21 protein-coding genes are annotated in these 21,438 nt (G+C 42.6%); 1 reads left to right on the top strand and 20 read right to left on the bottom strand.

Translation table 11 applies throughout. The annotated features are described in order from the left end of the window. Window positions 1-19: 19 nt before the first annotated feature. Both QN079_RS07390 and QN079_RS07385 read right to left on the bottom strand, forming a co-directional pair. Window positions 20-661: a FusB/FusC family EF-G-binding protein gene (locus QN079_RS07390; protein WP_005226003.1), complete on the bottom strand. Its 642-nt coding sequence runs from the start codon at window positions 659-661 to the stop codon at window positions 20-22. Window positions 662-909: 248 nt separating this feature from the next. Continuing rightward, window positions 910-1,248, bottom strand: a complete 339-nt coding sequence (locus tag QN079_RS07385; RefSeq protein ID WP_016609515.1) for a hypothetical protein — start codon at window positions 1,246-1,248, stop codon at window positions 910-912. A gap of 168 nt (window positions 1,249-1,416) precedes the next feature. Between QN079_RS07385 and QN079_RS07380 the strand changes: the two genes are divergently transcribed. Continuing rightward, window positions 1,417-2,196, top strand: coding sequence for an ABC transporter ATP-binding protein (locus QN079_RS07380; RefSeq protein WP_289230611.1), 780 nt, complete (start codon window positions 1,417-1,419; stop codon window positions 2,194-2,196). 175 nt (window positions 2,197-2,371) lie between these two features. Here the strand turns inward: QN079_RS07380 and coaE are convergent, their stop codons facing one another. The 18 genes from coaE to QN079_RS07290 form a co-directional block, all read right to left on the bottom strand. Further along, window positions 2,372-2,965 (bottom strand): dephospho-CoA kinase, encoded by a 594-nt coding sequence (gene coaE / locus QN079_RS07375; RefSeq protein WP_074933979.1) that lies wholly within the window; start codon window positions 2,963-2,965, stop codon window positions 2,372-2,374. Beyond that, window positions 2,962-3,804 carry a DNA-formamidopyrimidine glycosylase gene (mutM, locus tag QN079_RS07370; RefSeq protein ID WP_086295289.1) on the bottom strand — a complete coding sequence of 281 codons (843 nt, stop codon included), beginning with the start codon at window positions 3,802-3,804 and terminating at the stop codon, window positions 2,962-2,964. Before mutM ends, coaE begins: the two co-directional genes overlap by 4 nt. A gap of 15 nt (window positions 3,805-3,819) precedes the next feature. After that, window positions 3,820-6,465, bottom strand: a complete 2,646-nt coding sequence (gene polA / locus QN079_RS07365; RefSeq protein WP_289230610.1) for a DNA polymerase I — start codon at window positions 6,463-6,465, stop codon at window positions 3,820-3,822. 125 nt (window positions 6,466-6,590) lie between these two features. Then, complete coding sequence (locus QN079_RS07360) at window positions 6,591-7,283, bottom strand: Bax inhibitor-1/YccA family protein (protein ID WP_074535957.1); 693 nt, start codon at window positions 7,281-7,283, stop codon at window positions 6,591-6,593. Continuing rightward, window positions 7,276-7,749 carry a MaoC family dehydratase gene (locus tag QN079_RS07355; protein ID WP_005225996.1) on the bottom strand — a complete coding sequence of 158 codons (474 nt, stop codon included), beginning with the start codon at window positions 7,747-7,749 and terminating at the stop codon, window positions 7,276-7,278. The genes QN079_RS07360 and QN079_RS07355 overlap by 8 nt, the downstream gene beginning before the upstream one ends. Window positions 7,750-7,890: 141 nt before the next feature. After that, window positions 7,891-9,225, bottom strand: coding sequence for a UDP-N-acetylmuramate--L-alanine ligase (murC, locus tag QN079_RS07350; protein ID WP_005225995.1), 1,335 nt, complete (start codon window positions 9,223-9,225; stop codon window positions 7,891-7,893). 114 nt (window positions 9,226-9,339) lie between these two features. Beyond that, the gene (locus QN079_RS07345) at window positions 9,340-9,804 is read right to left on the bottom strand and encodes a SprT family protein (RefSeq protein ID WP_289230609.1); all 465 of its coding nucleotides are present in this window, start codon (window positions 9,802-9,804) and stop codon (window positions 9,340-9,342) included. Next, window positions 9,801-11,987: a Tex family protein gene (locus QN079_RS07340; RefSeq protein WP_167821815.1), complete on the bottom strand. Its 2,187-nt coding sequence runs from the start codon at window positions 11,985-11,987 to the stop codon at window positions 9,801-9,803. The genes QN079_RS07345 and QN079_RS07340 overlap by 4 nt, the downstream gene beginning before the upstream one ends. A 137-nt stretch (window positions 11,988-12,124) precedes the next feature. After that, window positions 12,125-12,859 (bottom strand): metallophosphoesterase family protein, encoded by a 735-nt coding sequence (locus QN079_RS07335; RefSeq protein ID WP_289230608.1) that lies wholly within the window; start codon window positions 12,857-12,859, stop codon window positions 12,125-12,127. 164 nt (window positions 12,860-13,023) lie between these two features. Then, complete coding sequence (locus tag QN079_RS07330; protein WP_289230607.1) at window positions 13,024-13,395, bottom strand: VOC family protein; 372 nt, start codon at window positions 13,393-13,395, stop codon at window positions 13,024-13,026. 22 nt (window positions 13,396-13,417) lie between these two features. After that, window positions 13,418-13,831 (bottom strand): DUF1149 family protein, encoded by a 414-nt coding sequence (locus QN079_RS07325; protein WP_005225990.1) that lies wholly within the window; start codon window positions 13,829-13,831, stop codon window positions 13,418-13,420. A gap of 92 nt (window positions 13,832-13,923) precedes the next feature. Next, window positions 13,924-14,976, bottom strand: a complete 1,053-nt coding sequence (locus tag QN079_RS07320) for a SepM family pheromone-processing serine protease (RefSeq protein WP_289230606.1) — start codon at window positions 14,974-14,976, stop codon at window positions 13,924-13,926. Then, the gene (coaD, locus tag QN079_RS07315; protein WP_005231326.1) at window positions 14,966-15,460 is read right to left on the bottom strand and encodes a pantetheine-phosphate adenylyltransferase; all 495 of its coding nucleotides are present in this window, start codon (window positions 15,458-15,460) and stop codon (window positions 14,966-14,968) included. Before coaD ends, QN079_RS07320 begins: the two co-directional genes overlap by 11 nt. 1 nt (window position 15,461) lies before the next feature. After that, window positions 15,462-16,016, bottom strand: coding sequence for a 16S rRNA (guanine(966)-N(2))-methyltransferase RsmD (gene rsmD, locus QN079_RS07310; RefSeq protein WP_289230605.1), 555 nt, complete (start codon window positions 16,014-16,016; stop codon window positions 15,462-15,464). A 100-nt stretch (window positions 16,017-16,116) separates the two neighbouring features. Beyond that, entirely contained in the window at window positions 16,117-16,461 is a 345-nt protein-coding gene (locus tag QN079_RS07305; protein WP_005225986.1) for a YlbG family protein, read from the bottom strand. Further along, window positions 16,448-16,876 carry a YlbF/YmcA family competence regulator gene (locus QN079_RS07300; RefSeq protein WP_005225985.1) on the bottom strand — a complete coding sequence of 143 codons (429 nt, stop codon included), beginning with the start codon at window positions 16,874-16,876 and terminating at the stop codon, window positions 16,448-16,450. Before QN079_RS07300 ends, QN079_RS07305 begins: the two co-directional genes overlap by 14 nt. Next, a complete protein-coding gene (locus QN079_RS07295) occupies window positions 16,863-17,993 on the bottom strand; it encodes a CAP-associated domain-containing protein (protein WP_289230604.1) in 1,131 nt (376 codons plus the stop codon). Before QN079_RS07295 ends, QN079_RS07300 begins: the two co-directional genes overlap by 14 nt. A gap of 15 nt (window positions 17,994-18,008) precedes the next feature. Beyond that, window positions 18,009-21,437 carry a pyruvate carboxylase gene (locus tag QN079_RS07290; protein WP_289230603.1) on the bottom strand — a complete coding sequence of 1,143 codons (3,429 nt, stop codon included), beginning with the start codon at window positions 21,435-21,437 and terminating at the stop codon, window positions 18,009-18,011. Between the last annotated feature and the right edge of the window lies 1 nt (window position 21,438).

Below are 21,438 nucleotides of genomic sequence, written 5' to 3'. Positions count from 1 at the left end.
TTTCTGCCGTTTCATTTCGTTATTTATCTTTCATTTGCAGCAAAGAAACAAAGTCATGCAAATTTGCTGGCTGTTCCATCTGCTGATTGCACCGTTGGCTATCCCGGCAAATATAGTTCCCCCGTTTGGTATACGTTCCATCGCCATTGCTTTTTGTCAAAGAAAGAAACATCGAGACATTCCCTTCATGCTGACACAAGGGACAGATTCCTTTCTTGACCTCGGTTGAGACATGACCGTGAAGTCCTGTAAACCCTTCTTCAGTGGCAATGATCATAAACTTACTTTGACTACCGATATCATCCCAAGAAAGATAGGTGGTCTCTTTTAAATCAACGGAAGCAAAATCAGGTATTTTCAGTTTTTTTACTTTCCGAAACATTTTTTCAATTTGTTTTGTTGTCGGTACCTGAAAGGGTCGGACGTACTCTTTGAGCTCTGTTAATAGCTCATTGCTGCGACTGATCGTCATCCCTGGTTGAAAGAAAGCAGCTAAAATTTCTCGTGGTGCTGTTTCTTCTTCAGGAAAAAATTGTTCTATGGCGTCTTTTGTCATCGTTTCAACCGTTTTGATCGTTCGAGGATCATTGACCGATTGATACGTTCGTACTAATTGGTATACTTGATGTTTAATTGAATGAAATTGGTAAGGTTCGATCATAAAAAAGCCTTCTTTCTAATTTTCCGTTTCCTATTGCGGCTGTTCTACTTTCTTGACAGTCGTACACAATGCATAAATAAGCATTTGATGACCACCTCCCAATTTCTTTGCTTCTTTCCATGCGATCTTAATGGATTATAATGAGAGGTTGAGAAATTGTCAACTGTGTAGGTGGTTGTCTTTCAACCTCTCTTTGGTCTCATTAACAAAAAATGCCTCGTCTAGAAGACGAAGGCATCCATGTTTGTTTATAATTTATCTTCAATTCCTGTGTAATGCTTCAGCTGGTCTGCATCCCGTCGATCATTCGAAGAAATTTTATTTGCATCGGGATTTTCAGCTCGCAATAGTTCTTCGCTGCTGACATTTTCAGGGGTGGTTCGATCATTGCGGGCATCACGCTCATCATTTTGATCATCTAGTTCATTGACTCGTTTTTGATCGTGCTCTTTCTTGATTTGACCTTCTTGTGCTTGTTCTTTTCCAGAGTGGGCAAGTTCTTCATTATTGGTCCACTCACCGATTTTTTCTTTGGCTTTGCCAACGATCACATCTTTTTCATCTTTAAAAGTACCCATAGTTATCATCCCTCCTGTATACTTTCATCATAACAAGCATTCTGATTTCTGACAAAAGATATGAATGCGATACCAAACAGTCAGCAAAATGTTTTTCTTTATGCTATAATATGAGCGATTATTTTCTGAATATTCTTACAACTGGAGGTGAAGAACCTGTTTAAGGTTCGACAATAGATGACAATCCTCGATTTCCAACAGGTTTCATTCGTTCGTGACAAGAACTATTTATTAAAAGCAATCAATTGGCAAGTGAAAAAAGATGAGCATTGGGCGATTTTGGGTCTGAATGGTGCTGGCAAAAGTTTATTACTCCAAATGATCACGGGAAGTTTATGGCCTTCTTCTGGTCAACGAACGGTCTTGGGTGAGCGTTACGGAAAAACGTCTGTGCCCGATCTTCAACGGCGCATTGGTTGGGTCAGTTCAGCGCTGCAAAGCAAGTTTTATGGTCGCGATCTTGCCGAAGAGATCGTTCTTTCGGGGCTTTATTCCAGTATTGGCCTTTATGAGTCCTACGAAGAAGAGCAGCTGATCCAAGCAAAAACGCTTTTGACTGACTTAGGTTTGTCGCATCTGATCCATCGATCCTATCACGTCCTTTCGCAAGGGGAAAAACAATTTGTCATGATCGCACGGGCCATGATGGCACAACCAGAGATCCTCATTTTGGACGAACCTTGTACGGGCCTTGATTTATTTGCGCGAGAAGAACTGCTAACCCGTCTGGAGGCTTTCTCACAGCTGCCGAATACGCCGACTCTTCTTTACGTTACCCATCATACAGAAGAGCTACTACCGATTTTCACTCATTTGCTGATGTTAAAAAACGGCGAAGTCCACGCCGCTGGTCAACGAGAGACGATTTTTACTGAGGAGGTTCTCACCTCTTTTTATGATCAACCGATCGTTCTTCATCCCTTTTCCAGCAATCGCGTGATCGTGACTCCAAAATAAATCTGGGCTGGTACTATGATGTTTAACCATTCATACACGATCGTCTTACTTTCCAAACCAAACAGTTTCCGACGTGACTCAGCGCCAGTTGTTTTTTAGAAAATGATAGGGCTAGGTTTGCTATTGAAAGACAAATAGCAGGTTCCCTTTTGCTGAAGGGAACCTGCTGTCTTATCTATTTGTTTAAGGATGCTAACCATTCATCGATCTGCTGATTGAGTTGAGCGATCGTTCCTTGATTATCAAAGACAATATCGGCCCGTTGTTTCTTTTTCTCAATGGAAAGCTGACTGTCGATTCGTTGTTGCGCGTCTTGCTCACTCAGTTGATTACGTGCCATCAACCGCTCTTTTTGAAGCGCTTCTGGCACATAGACGACTGCGGTTTGATCCATGTATTGGTCGTAGTCGGCTTCATATAACAAAGGAATGTCAACGATCAACAAGGGCACTTGCTGCCTTTTTTCTTCGATCTGAGACAAAATCTCTTGTCGAATAAATGGCGACAGCGTCTGATTCAGCAAGCGACGTTTTTCTGGATCATTAAATATCAGGGCACCGAGGGTTTGCCGATCCAGGTGTCCGTCATCGGTCAAAATCTGCGGTCCAAAGGCTTGTGTCACCGCCTGCAAGCCCTCCGTATTCGGTTCAACGACTTCTCTGGCGATGATATCGGCATCAATAATTGGTAAGCCCAGTGAGCGAAAATGCGCGACTGCGGTACTTTTCCCAGTGGCGATCCCGCCAGTGACCCCTAAGACAAAACTCATTTGCTGGACCTCACATGCAATTTTTGGCACTGAGGACAAAAGTGCGTCCCCCGTTGGGCAACCTTGGTCTTGACGATTGGTGTCCCGCATCGCCCGCAAGGATTGCCCGTTTGGCCATAGACATTTAATGACATTTGGAATTTTCCTGCTTCGCCCAATGCATTGAGATAGGTCCGAATGGTTGTCCCCCCTGCTTCAACGGCGCGTTCCAAGACATCGATGATCGCTTGATGCAACACGTTGGCTTCTGCTGGGGTGAGCGAATCTGCTGGTTGTTCAGGATGGATCTTCGCTTGCCATAGCGCCTCATCTACATAAATATTGCCCAAACCAGTCACAAGTTTTTGATCTAACAAAAGGGGTTTGATGGCTTTTTTAGACCGCTTCAATCCTTGCTCAAATGCTTCTAATAAAAACAATTCAGGCTTAGGCTCAGGACCTAATTGCATGATGCCTTTATAGGCTGCGCTTTGGTCTTTATCCACTAAAGTCATACGACCAAATTTTCTTACATCATGGTAATTTAACTGACTGCCATCCGTAAAATGGAAAATGACATGTGTATGTTTATCGACAATCGGTTCTGACTCAAAATACTCGTACTTGCCTTCCATTCGTAGATGAGAGATCAGATCATAATCTGTCAATTTAAAAATCAAAAATTTTCCACGTCGTTCAAATCTTTCAAAACGTTGCCCTTTCAACAGTGCCGAAAAGATCGGCACTTCAGGACTTTCGATGATTCGTGGCCAAAGGATCTCGACCGATTCGATCGTTTTATTTAAAACAAGTTTTTCAAGTCCTTTGCGGACCGTTTCAACTTCTGGTAATTCAGGCACCTCTGTTCACCTCATTTATTTTGCATCGTACCATGTTTTGCCCCAATTGCTGTCTGTCAGTAAAGGGACATGCAATGCAACGGCTTGCTCCATCACTTCTTTCACTAAAGCGTCAAGACGAGGCAATTCAGATTCAGGTACTTCAAAGACTAGTTCATCGTGTACTTGCAGCAGCATCGTTGCTGCTAATTTTTCTTCTTTCAAACGTTTCGCCAAATCGATCATGGCAATCTTTAAGATATCCGCCGCACTGCCTTGGATCGGTGTATTGATGGCGGTTCTTTCAGCAAAAGTCCGAATATTGAAATTGCGCGAATTGATATCAGGTAGGTAACGACGGCGATGATACAAGGTTTCAACGTACCCTTTGTCCTTCGCCTCACGAACCACATCCTCCATATACGTTTTCACACCAGGATATTTTTCAAAATACGTATCAATATATTGTTGGGCGGCTTTTCTGGTGATTCCTAGATTCTGGGATAAGCCATAATCGGAAATACCATAAACGATACCAAAGTTGACCGCTTTGGCTTGACGACGCATATTTGGTGTCACATCTTCTGCTTTTTCGATACCAAAGACTCGCATCGCTGTGCTTGAGTGGATATCTTGACCTTCGATAAAGGCTTCTTTCAAATGGGTATCATCTGAGATACGTGCCAACACTCGTAATTCGATTTGAGAGTAGTCAGAAGAATAGATCACCCAATCAGCTTCTCGTGGCACAAAGGCTTCACGGATCTTTCGACCTTCTTCTAAACGAATCGGAATGTTTTGCAGGTTCGGATCGACAGAACTTAATCGACCAGTTTGGGTCAAGGTTTGTACATATCGTGTATGGACTTTGCCATCCCCTTGGATCACTTTTAATAAGCCTTCTACATAGGTTGATTGGATCTTAGCGATTTGACGATAAGTCAAAATGTCTTCAACGATCGGTGCTTGCTCTTTTAGTTGTTCTAACACATCGACTGCTGTCGAATAGCCAGTTTTGGTTTTTTTGATGACTGGTAAGCCCATTTTTTCAAATAAGATCACACCCAATTGTTTCGGTGAGTTTAAATTGAAGGTTTCACCAGCTTCGGCATAGATTTTTTCTTCAATTTCATGCAACCGTTGCGCAAATTCGCCCTTCATCTGATGCAAGCGAGACGCATCAACTTTGATTCCAGTAATCTCCATATCAGCTAAAATCATTGATAAAGGCAATTCCATTTCTTCAAATAGCGCTGTTTGATTCTTCGCTGCCAATTCTTCCGTAAGCTTTGGTGTTAGGTTCGTAATCGCTGCTACTTTACGGGCTAAATGAGCAAAGAAGTCTTCCTCATCCGTTGGCAGACCTTTTTTCGCACCTTTTCCATAAATCGCTTCATCCGATTGGATCGCATCATAGCCATAGTGAGCGGCAACACCTGCGATGTCATTATTCGTATCATTCGTGTCTAAAAGATAAGCTGCCAATAAAACATCAAAAGCGATTCCTTTTGGTGCTGTCGTGTATCGGTTTAATGCCACGTACGTGCGTTTGGCATCATAGACGAACTTTCTACGCTCCTCGTCTTTTAACCAATTGGTAAAGACTGGACTTTCAAACAATTCTTCACGATTGCTGACATAAATTTTTTCTTGATTGCCCCAAGCAACACCGACGATGTCTTCCAAATGATAGTTATCCCCCATCATCTCGACATACAATGCCGTGTCTCCTTGGAACATATCTTCTGTTACTTCTTCAACGACCGAAAACAAAATGTCTTCCATCTCAACTGGTTCAGCTGTAATCTGCAACTTCTCTAAGAAGCTATTAAAGTTCATTTCTTGGTAGAATGGCACCAATTTCTCTAAATCTTTGCCTTCATATTTCAGTTTGTCGACATCGACCTCAATGGGCGCATCCACATCGATGGTTGCTAATCGTTTTGAAAGAAAGGCGATCTCACGGTCATTGATCAGGTTTTCTTTCATCTTGCTTTTTTTCATTTCATCGATGTGTTCATAGATCCCCTCAACGGAGCCATATTCCTTCAATAATTTGATGGCTGTCTTCTCACCAATTTTGGTGACACCAGGAATATTATCGGAAGCATCGCCGGCTAGTCCTTTCATGTCGATGATTTGTAAGGGCGTTAGGCCGTCATATTTTTCAGCCACATGAGCGGGCGTATAACTTTCAATTTCGCTAACTCCTTTGACCGTAATGTCAACTTTCACGTGCTCCGTTGCCAGCTGGGTCAAATCGCGATCGCCAGATAAAACGACGACATCAAATAGCTCCTTGTCGACTTTATTTGCCAATGTGCCAATGATATCATCAGCTTCGTAGTTATCTAATTCGTAGTATTGGACACCTAACGCGTTGATCAATTCGCGAATGTAAGGCATTTGTTCTTTAAATTCCCCAGGGGTTTTTGAACGTCCGCCTTTATAATCTTCATACATCGCTGTCCTGAAGGTGGTTTTTCCAGCATCAAAAGCCACTAAAACATGTGTTGGCTGTTCTTTTGCCATCACATTTTCAAACATAGTATGAAACGCATAGATGGCATTTGTGTGCAGCCCATTGGCATTTTTAAACCGTTCTAATGAATTATGCAACGCAAAAAACGCGCGAAAAGCCACACTATTTCCATCAACGAGTAGTAATTTATTTTTTGGCATTTGATTACTCCTTTTCTCAAAAAGTTCCTTTTTATTCTATCAAAGAACGGGCACAAAAGCGATGAATTGCTTTGTTTTCTCTCTCATTTTATACAAAAAAAAAGGCGAGTTTCCTCGCACTTTTTTTAGTTGTTTTTTCCAAAGATTCGCAATAACGCAAGGAATAAGTTGATAAAGTCCAAATATAGTTGTAATGCCATGAAAACGGCCACTCCTGTATTTGCGCCACCATTCGTTGCGAAGTATACATTGCGGATTTGCTGATTGTCATAAGCGGTGATCCCCATAAAGACAAAGACGGTCACGATCGATAAGAAAAAGTCAACCGGTTGACTGCGTAAAATAAATACATTCAAGAGCGTCGAGATGATGATCCCGATCAACAGACCATAGCCGATACGACCAACCACACTTAGATCCCGTTTGGTCATGATCCCAAATGCTGACATGACACCAAAAGTGACAGCTGCTGAAACAAATGCTCCCACGATCGATCCAAAATCATAGATCATCAGTGTCACAGACAAGGTCAATCCATTCAAGAGCGAATAGACTAAAAAGCCAGCAACGGTCAAGGACGGATTTTTCTGCGCCTTCACCCCTAATACAATTACTAGAATGATCTGTAAGATCCAAAGACCAGTAAATCCTAGCGGAAAGTTGCTGATAAATTGCAGGGTTTGCGCTTGAAAGACTTCCCCAAATATATAGGCTGAGATCGCACTGATCGCAAGCCCAACGCCGAAGAATAAATACACTTTCGAATAAAAGCGATTTAAGCCTTGGGCTTGGACGGTTTCATTATTTAAATTATTCATCTTGTTGTTCCTCCTCATTTTCTGCTACTGCTTTTGGCGGCTGGACCATGACCACAGCATCTAAAATACGATGATCTTCTGTGTTGATCGCTTCAACCGAAATAGTTACCACGTCTTTCATTTTATCCACTTTGATCACTTCGAATTCAAAGGTCAACGTTTCATAATGATATACAGGTTCAATAAAGTTTACCGAAAAATTGACTACATGAGAGCCAGGACCAGGCAAATGTTTCGATACGGCACTGGTGATGATCCCCATCAACATAATGGATGGTACGATGGGACGCTGGTACTCAGTTTTTTGCGTGTAGTCATGTTGTATATACAAAGGATTGGCATCATTAGTCAGCCCTAAATATAACAACAGTTGATTGTCTTCGATCGATTCTGTTAAGGATAACGAATCGCCTTCCTCGATATCTTCAATACTTTTTCCTATTTTTCGCGGTTTGCCTATATTCAAAATTTAATTCCTCCAAAAAGAATAGTTTCATCTGAGTATATTCTATCAGATGCCGACAAAAGTGCAAGTTCGCGGTGCTGCTTTTGCAAAAACTTCAGATGTAAAAAACTCTTGCAGCAAACACGCCACAAGAGTCTTTGATTACAATACGTTACGAGTTGTATTGCTTAATAGTTTTTCATAGGCTGTTTCAAATTTTTGCACATCGCCTGCTCCCATGAAAATCACGACAGCATTTTGATGATCCAATAGCGGAGATACGTTCTCTTCTTTGATCACAGTTCCGCCTTTTTGAATTTTCTTGCCTAGATCTTCAATTTTAACATCTCCTCGTGATTCACGAGCAGATCCAAAAATGTCACATAGATAGACATGGTCTGCAAGATCCAATGCTTCCGCAAATTCATCCATCAAAGCGATCGTGCGGGTAAAGGTATGTGGCTGGAAGACAGCAATAATTTCTTTCTCTGGATATTTTTGACGAGCGCCATCGATCGTTGCTTTGATTTCTGCAGGATGATGGGCGTAGTCGTCCACGATCGTCATATCCGCCACGATTTTTTCGCTAAAGCGGCGTTTCACTCCAGGAAATGAAATCATCTCAGCGGCAACTTCTTTCATATCCAATCCTTCTTTGTAAGCCACAGCGATCACACTTAATGCGTTGTTGATGTTGTGCTGACCAAACGCTGGCAAGACAAAATGGCCAATATTTTCACCATGGATAAAGACGTCGAACTCTGAACCTTGGGTGGTGCGTTCAATATTTTTTGCTTGGACATCGTCGTTATCGTTGACGCCGTAATAGTAGATTGGGACATCGGCTTCAAGTTTACGCAAGTATTCATCATCACCAAAAGCAAAGATGCCTTTTTTCACTTGACTTGCCATCGATTGAAAGGCTGAGAAGACATCCTCGATCGAGTGGAAGTAGTCTGGGTGATCAAAATCGATGTTGGTCATGATTGCATAATCCGGTGAATACGCTAAGAAATGACGACGGTATTCACAGGCTTCAAATGAAAAGAATTCCGCATCAGGTTCCCCATGACCAGTCCCATCGCCAATCAAGAAACTTGTTGGACGGATGCCGCTTAAGACATGAGAAAGCAATCCTGTCGTACTGGTTTTCCCGTGAGAACCGGTCACCGCAATACTCGTATAGGGCTGAATGAATTGGCCAATAAAGTCATGATAACGAGTAACTTCTAAACCAAGTTCTTTTGCCCGTACGATTTCTTCGTGGGTGTCAGGGAAAGCATTCCCTTGGATAATGACCATTTCTGGTTGAATGTTTGCTTTATCGAAAGGCAACAATTTGATCGCTGCTTTTTCTAGATCACGTTGAGTGAAGAAATATTCTTCCACATCAGAGCCTTGTACTTGGTAGCCTTTTTCGTGCAGAATCAAAGCCAATGAACTCATACCGGAACCTTTGATTCCAACAAAATGATGTATTTTGTTTTGATTTTCCATTATTATAATCCTCTTTTCTCAAATCCGCGTCGTAAAAAAACGCGTGTATTGACAAATATCAGGTTGTCACACGACCTACATTATCATACAAAATGAAAAAAATAGCAACGAGTTTTATTTTTCGACTTGACTTTTCTCATCATTTCCTATTTCTAGCAAACGTCCACGACATTTTCCACAAACATATTTTTTGATATCCACCCGTCGCTGCCGCCGAATCTCGCAGCCGCAATTTTGGCATCGATAGCGATGTTTGGCTGTCCTTTTGGCAGGAGGTGCATAACGCAAGCCTCCCGTTCTTGCCAGCAATGCTTTAAAGGCAGGATCTTGGTGACGGTGACCAAGACCTGCTAAGTGCAAATGATAATGACACAATTCATGCTTGACAATGCCGATAAAAACCTCCATCCCGTGTTCTGTGAGCATGGTTGGATTGAAATCCAAGTGGTGATCACTTAGATGGTAGCGGCCACCGGTTGTTTTTAAGCGAGAATTAAACACCGCTCGATGCGTGAATGGTTTGTTGAAAACAGACAGCGACAGCTCTTCCACCAAATGCTGCAATTCTTGTTGGGTCATTTTGCATTTCCCGGATCGACCATGGTTAAACTGATACGGCCTTTTTTGACATCTACTTGCTCGATCCAAACGGTTACGACATCACCGACGGAAACAACGTCTTTCGGATGCTTTACAAACGAACGGCTCAGCTTCGACAAATGCACCAGTCCATCTTGTTTGACACCGATATCGACGAAAGCACCAAAGTCGATCACATTTCGAACCGTTCCCTTCAGTTCCATTCCCGGTTTTAGGTCCTCCATACTCAGCACATCTTTTCGCAATAATGGCGCTGGCATTTCATCACGCATATCGCGTCCAGGCTGCATTAACGCCTTTAAGATATCCGTGATGGTTTCTTTGCCGACTGACAATTTTGCGGAAAGCTCCGCTGGGCGTAGTTGAGCAAGTTTCGCTTTATTTTCTTCCATTTGCTCTTTCCCTAGCTCCGCTAAAGAAATACCCGCGATCGCCAAAATTTCTTTGGCAGTGTCATAACTTTCTGGATGGATCCCGGTATTGTCCAAAATGACTTTTCCGCCAGGTATCCGCATAAAGCCGATCGCCTGTTCATAAGCTTTTGGTCCTAAGCGAGGGACTTTTTTCAGTTGATTCCGCTGCGTAAATACACCATTTTCTTCTCGATAAGTCACGATATTTTGAGCAGTGGTTTTATTTAAACCAGCTACATGCTGCAAGAGTGCCGCACTTGCGGTATTGACGTCAACGCCAACTTGGTTGACAACAGTCTCAACAACAAAATCCAATTGTTCAGCGAGTCGTTTTTGCGAAACGTCATGCTGGTATTGTCCGACGCCCACGGATTGTGGATCAATTTTGACTAATTCTGCCAAGGGATCTTGCAGACGGCGACCAATACTGATGGCGCTGCGTTCTTCCACTTGCAGATCAGGGAATTCTTGACGAGCGATCGGACTGGCAGAATAAACAGAAGCGCCTGCCTCATTCACGATCACATAATATACTTCTTGATCGATCAATTTTAATTGTTCAGCGACGAATTGCTCTGATTCCCGACTCGCAGTCCCATTACCGATTGCGACCATCTCGACTTTATAGGTTTGTAATAAGCGACGAAACGCTGGTCCGGCAGCTTCTCGCTTATTCATAGGCGCTGGTTTATGAGGATAGATCACTTCGATCGCTAGTACTTTTCCAGTCTCATCAATGACGGCTAGTTTACAGCCTGTACGATACGCGGGATCAAAACCTAAAACGACTTTGCCCTTCAATGGCGGCTGCAGCAACAGATTGCGAAGATTTTCTCCAAAAATCGCAATTGCTTGTTCGTCAGCTTTTTCTGTCAATTCATTGCGGATCTCTCGTTCGATGGCTGGTGAAATAAACCGTTTCAGCGCATCAGCAGCTGCAGCTTCAACAAAACCGGCTGCGGGTGAATCCCTATTCGTGATCAATTTGCGACGTAGGTAATCCATGATTTTTTCTTCATCTGCCACAAGGGCGACCTTCAAGATGTCTTCTTGTTCCCCACGATTAGTGGCTAAAATTCGGTGGGATACCATCTTATTGATAGGATGCTGGAAATCGTAATACATTTCATAAACGCCTTTTTCATCTTTTTCAGCATTTTTGACCGTGCTTTGATACAGTCCTTTGTTTGTGTAATAGCTGCGGATCCAACTACGAAACTCTGCAGTATCACCAACGCCTTCTGCAATGATCTCGTGCGCGCCTGCTAAGACATCTTCTACAGTAGGAACAGCATCACTAATAAATTCGGCCGCTTTTTCTTGAACGTCCCCTGCTTTTGGGAAGCTTAACAGCCACTGAGCAAATGGTTCCAAGCCGTTCTCTTTGGCGATCGTCGCTTTGGTGCGTCGTTTTTGTTTATAAGGACGATACAGGTCTTCGACGGCCTGCATTTTTGTCGCAGCTAAAATCGCCTGTGATAGTTCAGGCGTTAGCTTTTCTTGTTCTTCTATCAAACGCAAAACCTCTTGCTTGCGTTTCTCTAAGTTTTCTAAGTACTGGTATCGCTCTTCAATTTCTCGAATCTGAACTTCGTCAAGTCCATTCGTCATTTCTTTACGGTAGCGGGCAATAAAGGGGACGGTATTTCCTTCTTGCAATAACTGCAACACCGTACTGATTTGTTTTTGGGTAAAAGCGGTTAATTCTTGTTTTACTAAATCAAGTACCTCTTGATTCATTTCTGCCATTTGTTCTCACCTTTCCTTTGTTGCTTTTGCTATTTTAACATAAAAAAGACAGCCATTGAGCGAACAAGATTGCACGAAAACAATGTTGCTTTCGCGACTCTTGCTATGGCTGCTTTTGCCTTTTCTCAAAAAGACTTTTAAAAGTCTGGTTGCCAAGGACCTGCTAAATTTTGGTATTCGATGTCCTGAACGATCCCTTTGTCATCAAAAATCACGCCATGCACCGATCCACCAAATACTGCCCCGCCATCGATGCCGATTTTGTCGTCTTGCTGCCAAAGATCCGTCGTCTGCATATCTCCATGCAGCATGGGCGTGATGGTATGGCCAAAAACGATCGTTTTTCCTGTACGGTTTTTTCCTTTATGAAACGGCTCGCGAATCCAGATAAAATCATGGTCTGCGGTCTTATGCCAATCTTTTTTACTTAAATCCACGCCCGCATGAACAAAGAGATACTTTCCCCATTCGTAATAAAGCGGTCGCTCCATCAAAAACTCTATTAAGTCTCGATAGCTACTGCGGATCATTAAGGCGATTTCCGTCGGCGAATACTCCTCAGTGGCGCCTGTATGCAAAAGACTTTCAATCGTTTCTTTGCCGCCATTGCGTACGTAAGCGGCAAACCAATCCTCAGGGGCATTTAGAAATTGCAGAAAATACTCTTCGTGATTGCCGCGTAAATAAATCGCTTGGTATTCTTCGACTAACTTTTTTCCAAGAAAAAAACACTCTTTTGACTTCGGCCCCCGATCATTTAAATCTCCAATCAAAAGCAGCTGATGGAGCTTAGGGTCATAATCGGTAAGAAGTTTTTTAAACAGATCGGCCATTCCATGAATATCACTGATTGCATATAGATAGTTTTGCATAGTCATTTCCTCCTTAAAGGCAATTGATTCTCTTGTTATCAATTTTAGACCTTTGCCTGTAAAATGTCTTGCAATAAAACGAAAAAACCAACCATTTGTCCTGAACAGTACGACAACATAAAGTCGGGTTCAAAGGACGAATGATTGGTTACGATCGACAAAAGCTATTTTCCTGAAACAGCAAAGTAATTGCCATCCGGATCGGCAAAATTGAAAACCAGTTGTTCTTCCATCTGAATCAATTCACCCACTTCTGCTTCCATCTCTAAAAGCTTCTTATAAAGTGTCGTAATATCTTCTGCAAAAAACATGATCGATGGGGAATTCAAAGCGACTTCAGGTGAATGTGTTTCGATAAACTCACGGTCATATAAAATAAAATGTGCCTCCGCCTCTTTTGATGGCGCGATTTCAACGACGGATGTTCCATCAACGGTTTGTTGTTCAATGATCACAAACCCTAGTTCTTGCCAAAACTCAACTGCTTTCGTCACATCGTCGACGTATAGCATCACTTGCATTTGATTGGAAAACAATGGGCATCCCTCCTATTTCTCGTTATTCGTCTGCTTCCTTCGCTTCTTGCGCAGCGTTCGAATTGGTATTAAAGTTCAATTGTAAACCTGGTTTGTCGGTCACGATCTCTGTCACTTCATAAGTCAAGCGTTTGACGATATCAAACAAGGGCTCAACCAAGCGATCAGTTTCGGCTTTCGTCAAATCCTCTCCAGAATTGACTTTGCGATTCAAAATATGATTGACTTGTCCGACACGTCCTGACAAAACGTAATCAGGGAACACCAATTGGAACTCTAAGCGGGCACCAATAATACTGTTTTTTTCCATATATTCTTCATCTTTGACTTTTAACGGCGCAAAGCCGACATTCAATTTTGTTTCCATTTCTTTGTCTTTCGGTTTCATATCGAAATGATATGCTTCAACGATCGGTTGTTGTCTTTTTAATTCCACTAGATTCACACTCCTTATCTAAAAGTATAGCATAACCTTTTCTTTGAGCCTACTGTATTCTTTAGACAATAAAAAAAACGGCAAGTGCCGTTTTAATTTGCTTCTTTTAGTGTTGCTAGGTAGTCCAATGCATCTTGAACATTGGCGATCGGAACGATTTTCATGTCTGTGTCTAACTTCTTCGCTGCTGCCACTGCCTCTTCGTAATTCGTTTTAATGGAAGGATCTATTTCACTCTCTTCATCAGTGATTTCATCGTCCGGAGCAAAAAAGATTTCTGCTCCACTTTCGCTGGCACTCGCTACTTTTTTGTCAATCCCGCCGATTCGACCAACCGTCCCATCAGCTGAGATCGTTCCGGTTCCAGCAATATTATGGCCTTTACGCAAGTTATCTCCAGTTAGCTGTTCATAGATTTCAAGGGTGAACATCAACCCAGCTGAAGGCCCACCGATATTGCCAGAATCGATCACGATCTCTTCATCAGAAGTGATCTCTGTATGATCGACGAGTGAGATACCGATACCTGCTTTTTGATTGCTTTCCAGTTCAATTAATTTGCCTGTTGCTTCTTTTTCTTCGCCATCTTGCAAGTAAGTCACGGTGATCTCATCACCAATGGTTTGACTTTGTACATAGTCGATAAAGTCTTGGCTACTTTTAAATTCTTTGCCATTGATAGCGGTGACGGTATCTCCAACGGATATTTTCCCCGCAAAACTGGAATTTGGATCGATCCCCATGACATAGACCCCTTTATAGGTCATTTCATAAGGCAAGTCTGCCAGCTTTAATGCTTGCTCAATCGCACTATTTTGCGAGGATTCCATATAATAGCGCTGGATGCGATTGTACTCCTCATCTGTCGCACCGCCTAAAAGTTCTTCCTCACTGATCAAGTCTTGAAATTCATTGAATTTCGTTCCAATCGCCGTAAACACGGTAGCCTGTCGAATCCCGACACTGGTTAAAGAAAAGGAGCCGGCTGAGGTGTCTTCTTTTTGATTGACGGTAATCAATTCTTTTAAATCGATCGTTGCACCAGGTTGCTCGATATAATAAGGAATCGGCAAAAAGGCACAGGCTGCGATGATCAGTGCTAAAACAAACAAGAGAACATATTTGATCGTTGATTTAAGATTCATTGGTATCACGCTTCTTTACTATAGCATCGTAGATATTTTGTGGTAAATATTCCGCCACATCGCCGTTAAAGGTTAAGATTTCTTTCAACAAACTGGAGCTGATGAAACTATGCTTTGCATCTGCTAAAAGAAAGACGGTCTCCAGGGAAGGTTCTAAGTGATGATTCATTTCCATGATGTCCCGCTCATACTCATAATCTTTCACACTGCGAATGCCTCTGAGCAGAAACTGGGCGCCTAGTTTTTTCGCGATCGTGACCGTCAGCTCCGTTTCTTGCGCCAGAATCTTGACGTTTGGAATATGAGCGAGGGCTTCTTCAATTAAATGAACTTTTTCTTCACTTGTAAAAAAACTTTTTTTATTGGTATTTGTAAAAACACCCACGATCAGTTCATCAAAAAGCGTTGCGCCTCGCTCAATCAGATCCACATGACCTGACGTCAGCGGATCAAAACTTCCTGGAAATAAAGCAATCTTTTTCATGTTATCCCTCATTTCTATAGATCGTCACCGCAGATATGCCATAGGTTTGGGCGCGCATCAAATGCAAAGAACCAATCTTTTCTGGCAAGACGATGGACTTATCTGTTTCGCAAACCACATAAGCAAACGGACGAATCAATTCATCCTTCAGCATAGCTTCTAGCTGTTGCAGGATCTCTTGCTTTGCGTAAGGTGGATCTAAAAATAGATAGTCAAAACTTTGTCCCTCAGCTGCAAACTGGCGTAAGGCTTGATTGGCATCCATTTTTAGTACCGTGAACTTTTCTGGTTCTTTGGTTATTCCAATATTTTCACGGATCACTTTGATAGCTAGAAAACTACGGTCGACACAAACGGCATGCTCCGCACCACGAGAGACCGCTTCGATCGCTAAGCCCCCGCTCCCACTAAACAGATCCAGTACAACTCCTCCATCTAAATATTGCCCTAACATGTTAAAGATCGCCCCTTTTACTTTGTCTGTCGTGGGGCGAGTGTTATCTCCAGCAAGACTTTTTAATCTGCGGCCACCATATTCTCCGGCTACTACACGCATGCGTTTTTCCCTCCAAGATCTTCGTAAATACAAATATAGCACTGTTTCTATAAATAGCAATAAAAAAATGGCGGTGACTCAAGGCACCCCCACTTTTCTATTACACGTTTTCTGCCAATCGAATCATCGTATTTTTTTCTTCGATATCAAACCCTTCATCTTTCACTGGATAGGCTGCTGATGTACCAATTTTTTCAGCAAAATCCATTTCGACATCTGGTCGATAGGAAGCTTCAACTTGTCGAACAAAGTGAAACTGCTCGATTTTTGTTTTTTTGCTTTCGTATTCTTCTTCGTTCAAATACATGACCACGTATTTCATTTTGCGTGACACATAATGAACGAAGCCAAAACGACGCAAATTTTTTAGTTGACGTAGGCTGTAGACCCATACGATCAATCCTCGACGCTTCTGCATCGTAAAAGGCGTTTTATCCTCGTGCATGACAATTTCCTCCACAACTTGATTTTGATTGAAAAAAAGGACTTCCAGCATCCACTTTGACAGTTGGTGAAAAACACGTAGAAATCGCTACGGTCAGTTCATCCAGCAAACGCTGCAGCTGCGTTTCACTCCAGCGGTACTCGCTCACTTGCTCATTGAGATCCAGCTGTCGCTTAGCTGTGCGCATCGCACGCTTTTTCTCTTTGAAATCAGGGGCATATGCGCCGTACGCTTCAATTCTTTCAAAATCCAGCTTTTTTTCTAAAAACGTTCGCATCAATTCCTGAGCAACAGGATCTTGATGCATGGTTTGTTTCGCTATTTGATAGTTTCTACACGTTTCACTCGCTTTGATTGCCGTTACAAGTGAATCGATTTGATCTTCAATCTCGAAAAAGGCTTCATCGTAAATCATCTGATGTACTATCCTCGGTCCCTTCTACATCTTCTTGCACTAAGACTACCATATTTGCTTCAGAAAAAGCAATTCCTATCTTTTCTGATTGTTCATGGGTCAAACGTTCAGTAAATCTTGGGTTACTGAACCAAGATAAAATAGTAAAGGTTGGATCATAGACAGGCGCTTCAAAAATCGAAGCAGAAGCCTCTAACTCCTTCGCTGCTAATAACTCCTGCCACTCATCGTTCGTCAAAACAAAATTACTCGTTTTTTCCGAAGAAAGAGCACGTTGATAGGAATGGATGCGTTGAGAGGTCAAATGATCCGATAGATTATTCGTCAAATTCGCTAAAAGTCCGACCGCATCTTGATGCGTCTGGGTATCTTGTACAAAGCTTTCTAAACCGATTTGATTACGAAGCTTATCAATAATGACAAAGGCTAACGTCTCTTTTTCAAGATCAGCTTGTGCTTGGTCAATCGTTTGCGAAACTTGAAACAGCGGTCGTTCTCCTTCTGTCAAGGGATAGGGCGCTAACTTAAGCAGGGTCGTCTGATCCAAATAAGTGATCGCCTGCAGTTGAGCCGTCTCTTGATCAAAGAATAAAACAGCAAATGTCCCATTATCAAACGCTACTAAGGGTCGGTAGTTCATATCTTCTTCCATCAATTCAAAACTGATGGTGCGATCATTTTGTGTCAAGGTAAAATTTGGATAAATCATGGTCAGCTCAGTCAAGTCAGTCAAGGTCATGCCCATTGCAAAGGGCGCTAGGGAAGATCCCCCGGCGCCGATCACTTTGATTGCCTGCACACTCTCACCATCAGTATTGATCTCAACATATTGCTGATCGTCTAATTGATTGTAGACCCGAATTTCAAACTCGTAGCCCGAGCGATACGTTTGAACTGGAAGCCCGTAGATTTCTTCAAAATCAGAAACAGGCTCCCCAATCAATTCAGCTAATCCTTGGGCTGCGATTGGTTCGTAATTCATGGTCGTTGGTGCTTTGATTGGGTTTTCGATCGTCATTCTTGAATCTGAAGCGTTTTGCATGAATACTGGCTGCAAATACACGATTATCAGGGCTAGGACAAATAAGCCGCAAAATAATAATCCCCTTCGCTTCATCTGCTGATCGACTCCTTATTTTTCTTTGACTTCAATCAGAAGGTCTCCTGACTGGATTGGTTCCCCATCGGTTACGTAAACATGCTCAACTACACCAGAGAAGCGAGCTTCGACGGAAGTTTCCATCTTCATCGCTTCAGTGACCATCAATGTCTGTCCACGTGCCACTCGGTCACCTTTTTTGACTAATACTTCTAAAACTGAACCACTCATGGAGGCACCGATTTGTTCTTTGTTCGTTGGCTCTGCTTTGCGTTTTGTTTGAACAGAACTGATGATCGAACTATCTTTCACAACGATTTCTCGTCGTTGACCGTTTAAGTTAAAGAAGAGGGTCCGATTGCCTTCGATATCTGGTTCACCGATTTCATCGAGACGAATGATCAAGATTTTGCCTTTTTCTAATTCGACATTGATCGTTTCGCCTAAGCGCATACCATTAAAGAAGGTTGGTGTATCAAGGACTTTTACATCGGCAAACTGCTCATACGCTTTTCGATAATCAAGGAAGACTTGCGGATACATCAAGTAGCTCAAGACTTCTTCGTGTTTTGGTTCATAGCCGATTTTTTCAGCTAGTTCTTGTTTCACTTCGGCAAAATCAACTGGTTTGGCAAAGACTCCTGGACGTTCCGTAAAGGCTGGACGTCCTTTTAAGATAATGCGTTGCAATTCTTTCGGGAAACCACCGACTGGCTGACCTAACTCGCCTTGGAAGAAGGTGATCACTGATTCTGGGAAACTCAATGTATCGCCTTTTTCAAAAATATCTTTTTCTGACAAGCCATTTTGTACCATGAAGAGCGCCATATCGCCCACGACTTTCGAAGAAGGTGTCACTTTCACGATGTCTCCAAACATCATATTGACTTCATGATACATTTCTTTGATTTCATCCCATTTTTCGCCTAAACCAACGGCTTTGGCTTGCTGCTGGAGATTGGTATATTGTCCTCCTGGCATCTCATGCTTGTACACTTCCGTTTGAGGGGCGTTCAAGCCATTTTCAAAGGAATGGTAGTACATACGGACATCTTCCCAATAGTGATTCAATTGTTGGATATTATCCACATTGATCTCTGGGCAACGCTCGCCGTTTAAAAGAGCATAATACAAACTACTCATACTTGGCTGACTCGTTGCGCCACTGATAGCTGACATAGCGACATCCACGATATCAACGCCAGCTTTAGTAGCTGCTGAGTAAGTGATAATCCCATTCCCGCTGGTATCATGCGTGTGCAGATGGATCGGTACATCGATCGTATCTTTTAACTCACTGATCAAACGATAAGCCGCTTGCGGTTTTAATAATCCAGCCATATCCTTGATCGCAATAATATGGGCACCAAGATTTTGCAATTCTTTTGCCATATCTTTGTAATATTGTACCGAATATTTTTGGCGGGATGGATCATTGATATCCCCTGTATAACAAATCGTCGCTTCTGCAATTTTCCCCGTATCACGAACGGCTTGGATACTTTTCTCCATTTGTGGGACCCAGTTCAAACTATCAAAGATTCGGAATACATCGATTCCTTGTGCCGCAGATTCTTTGATGAATTCTTCCAACACATTGTCAGGATAATTGGAATACCCGACAGCGTTGGAGCCTCTAAACAACATTTGTAAGAGTGTATTCGGCATTTTTTTCCTGAACATCCGCAATCTTTCCCATGGATCTTCTGTTAAGAAACGGTACGCAACGTCAAAGGTTGCCCCACCCCACATTTCACTTGAGAACAATTGTGGTAGACCAGCTTCCGTCATCGCGGCAATTTTCTTAAAGTCATGGGTTCTTACACGAGTTGCCAACAAACTTTGATGGGCATCTCGGAAGGTTGTATCCGTCAGTAAGACATTCTTTTGTTGACCGATCCATTCAACGACACCCTCGGCACCTTTCGTATCTAAGATATTTTTGGCGCTGACAAAATCAGGCGTTGCTTGGATGTGTTGTGGCATCCGTGGTTCATTGTAGAAAGGTTTCTTTTGTTTTTCGATTCCCGGGAATCCATTAATCGTGATTTCACCGATATACTTCATGGTTTTGTTTCCACGGTCACGAATCCGAGGGAAATTGAATAGTTCTGGCGTATTGTCGATAAAGGTGGTTTTGGCTTCACCTGAACGAAAGGCTGGATGAGAAACAACATTACGCATAAAGAGAATGTTTGTTTTTACACCACGTACTCGGAATTCTTTCAGACAGCGCATCATTTTTTGAATTGCTTGGTCGAACGAAGCAGCATGCGTACAGACTTTTACAAGTAGCGAGTCGAAATAAGGGGTTACCACTGCACCGGCATAAGCATTTCCGACATCTAAACGAACCCCAAATCCACCTGGAGAGCGGTAGGTATCGATCTTACCAGTATCTGGCATAAAATTATTCGCTGGATCTTCTGTCGTCACGCGACATTGGATCGCAACACCCTCAAAGCGAATGTCTTTTTGTTCAGGAATTCCGATTTCTTTATGCAAGTCTTTGCCTTGTGCAATCAAAATTTGTGTCGTCACGATGTCTAAATTGGTGATCATTTCAGTGATCGTATGTTCCACTTGGACCCGTGGGTTTACTTCGATAAAGTAGAATTTGTCGCCCTCTACTAAAAATTCCACGGTTCCAGCATTGATATAGCCGACATGCTTCATTAGTTGAACGGCTGCTTGGCATATTTTTTCCCGTTGTTCATCAGTCATTGACACACAAGGTGCCACCTCGACTACTTTTTGGTGGCGGCGCTGAACCGAGCAATCACGTTCAAATAAGTGAACGACGTTTCCGTGCGTATCTCCTAAAATTTGGACTTCAATATGTTTTGGATTACTAATGTATTTTTCAACGTAGACTTCATCGCTACCAAATGCCGCTTTGGCTTCACTTTTGGCACGTTCGTAGCCGTCTCTTGCTTCTTTTTCATCATGAGCGACACGCATGCCTCGCCCACCGCCCCCAAGGGCTGCTTTGATCATGATTGGATAATCATGTTCGTTTGCAAAAGCTAAAACGTCATCGATCGATGCAACTGGACCGTCAGAGCCAGGAATCGATTGAATCCCTGCCTCGATCGCTGCTGCTTTTGCTTTGATCTTGTCGCCAAAAATATCTAAATGATGGGTGGATGGTCCGATGAAAATCAAACCTTCTTCTTCACAGCGTTGAGCAAATCCCAGATTTTCTGATAAAAAGCCGTATCCAGGATGGATTCCTTCGGCACCGGCCTTTTTCGCCGTGCGAATGATATCTTCAATGTCTAAATACGCATCGATCGGACGTTTGCCTTTCCCCACTAAATACGCTTCGTCTGCTTTAAAGCGATGGACGGAGTATTCATCCTCCGCAGCATAAATTCCGACAGTTTTGATCCCAAGTTCCGCACATGCGCGGAAGACACGGATCGCGATTTCTCCACGATTGGCAACAAGAATTTTCTTCATC

Origin of the sequence: Enterococcus sp. FZMF, assembly GCF_030263915.1 — a bacterium.
Taxonomy (GTDB): Bacteria; Bacillota; Bacilli; order Lactobacillales; family Enterococcaceae; genus Enterococcus_D; species Enterococcus_D casseliflavus.
The sequence above is the reverse complement of the archived record's forward strand: the minus strand, read 5'-3'. Positions and strand labels throughout refer to the sequence as shown.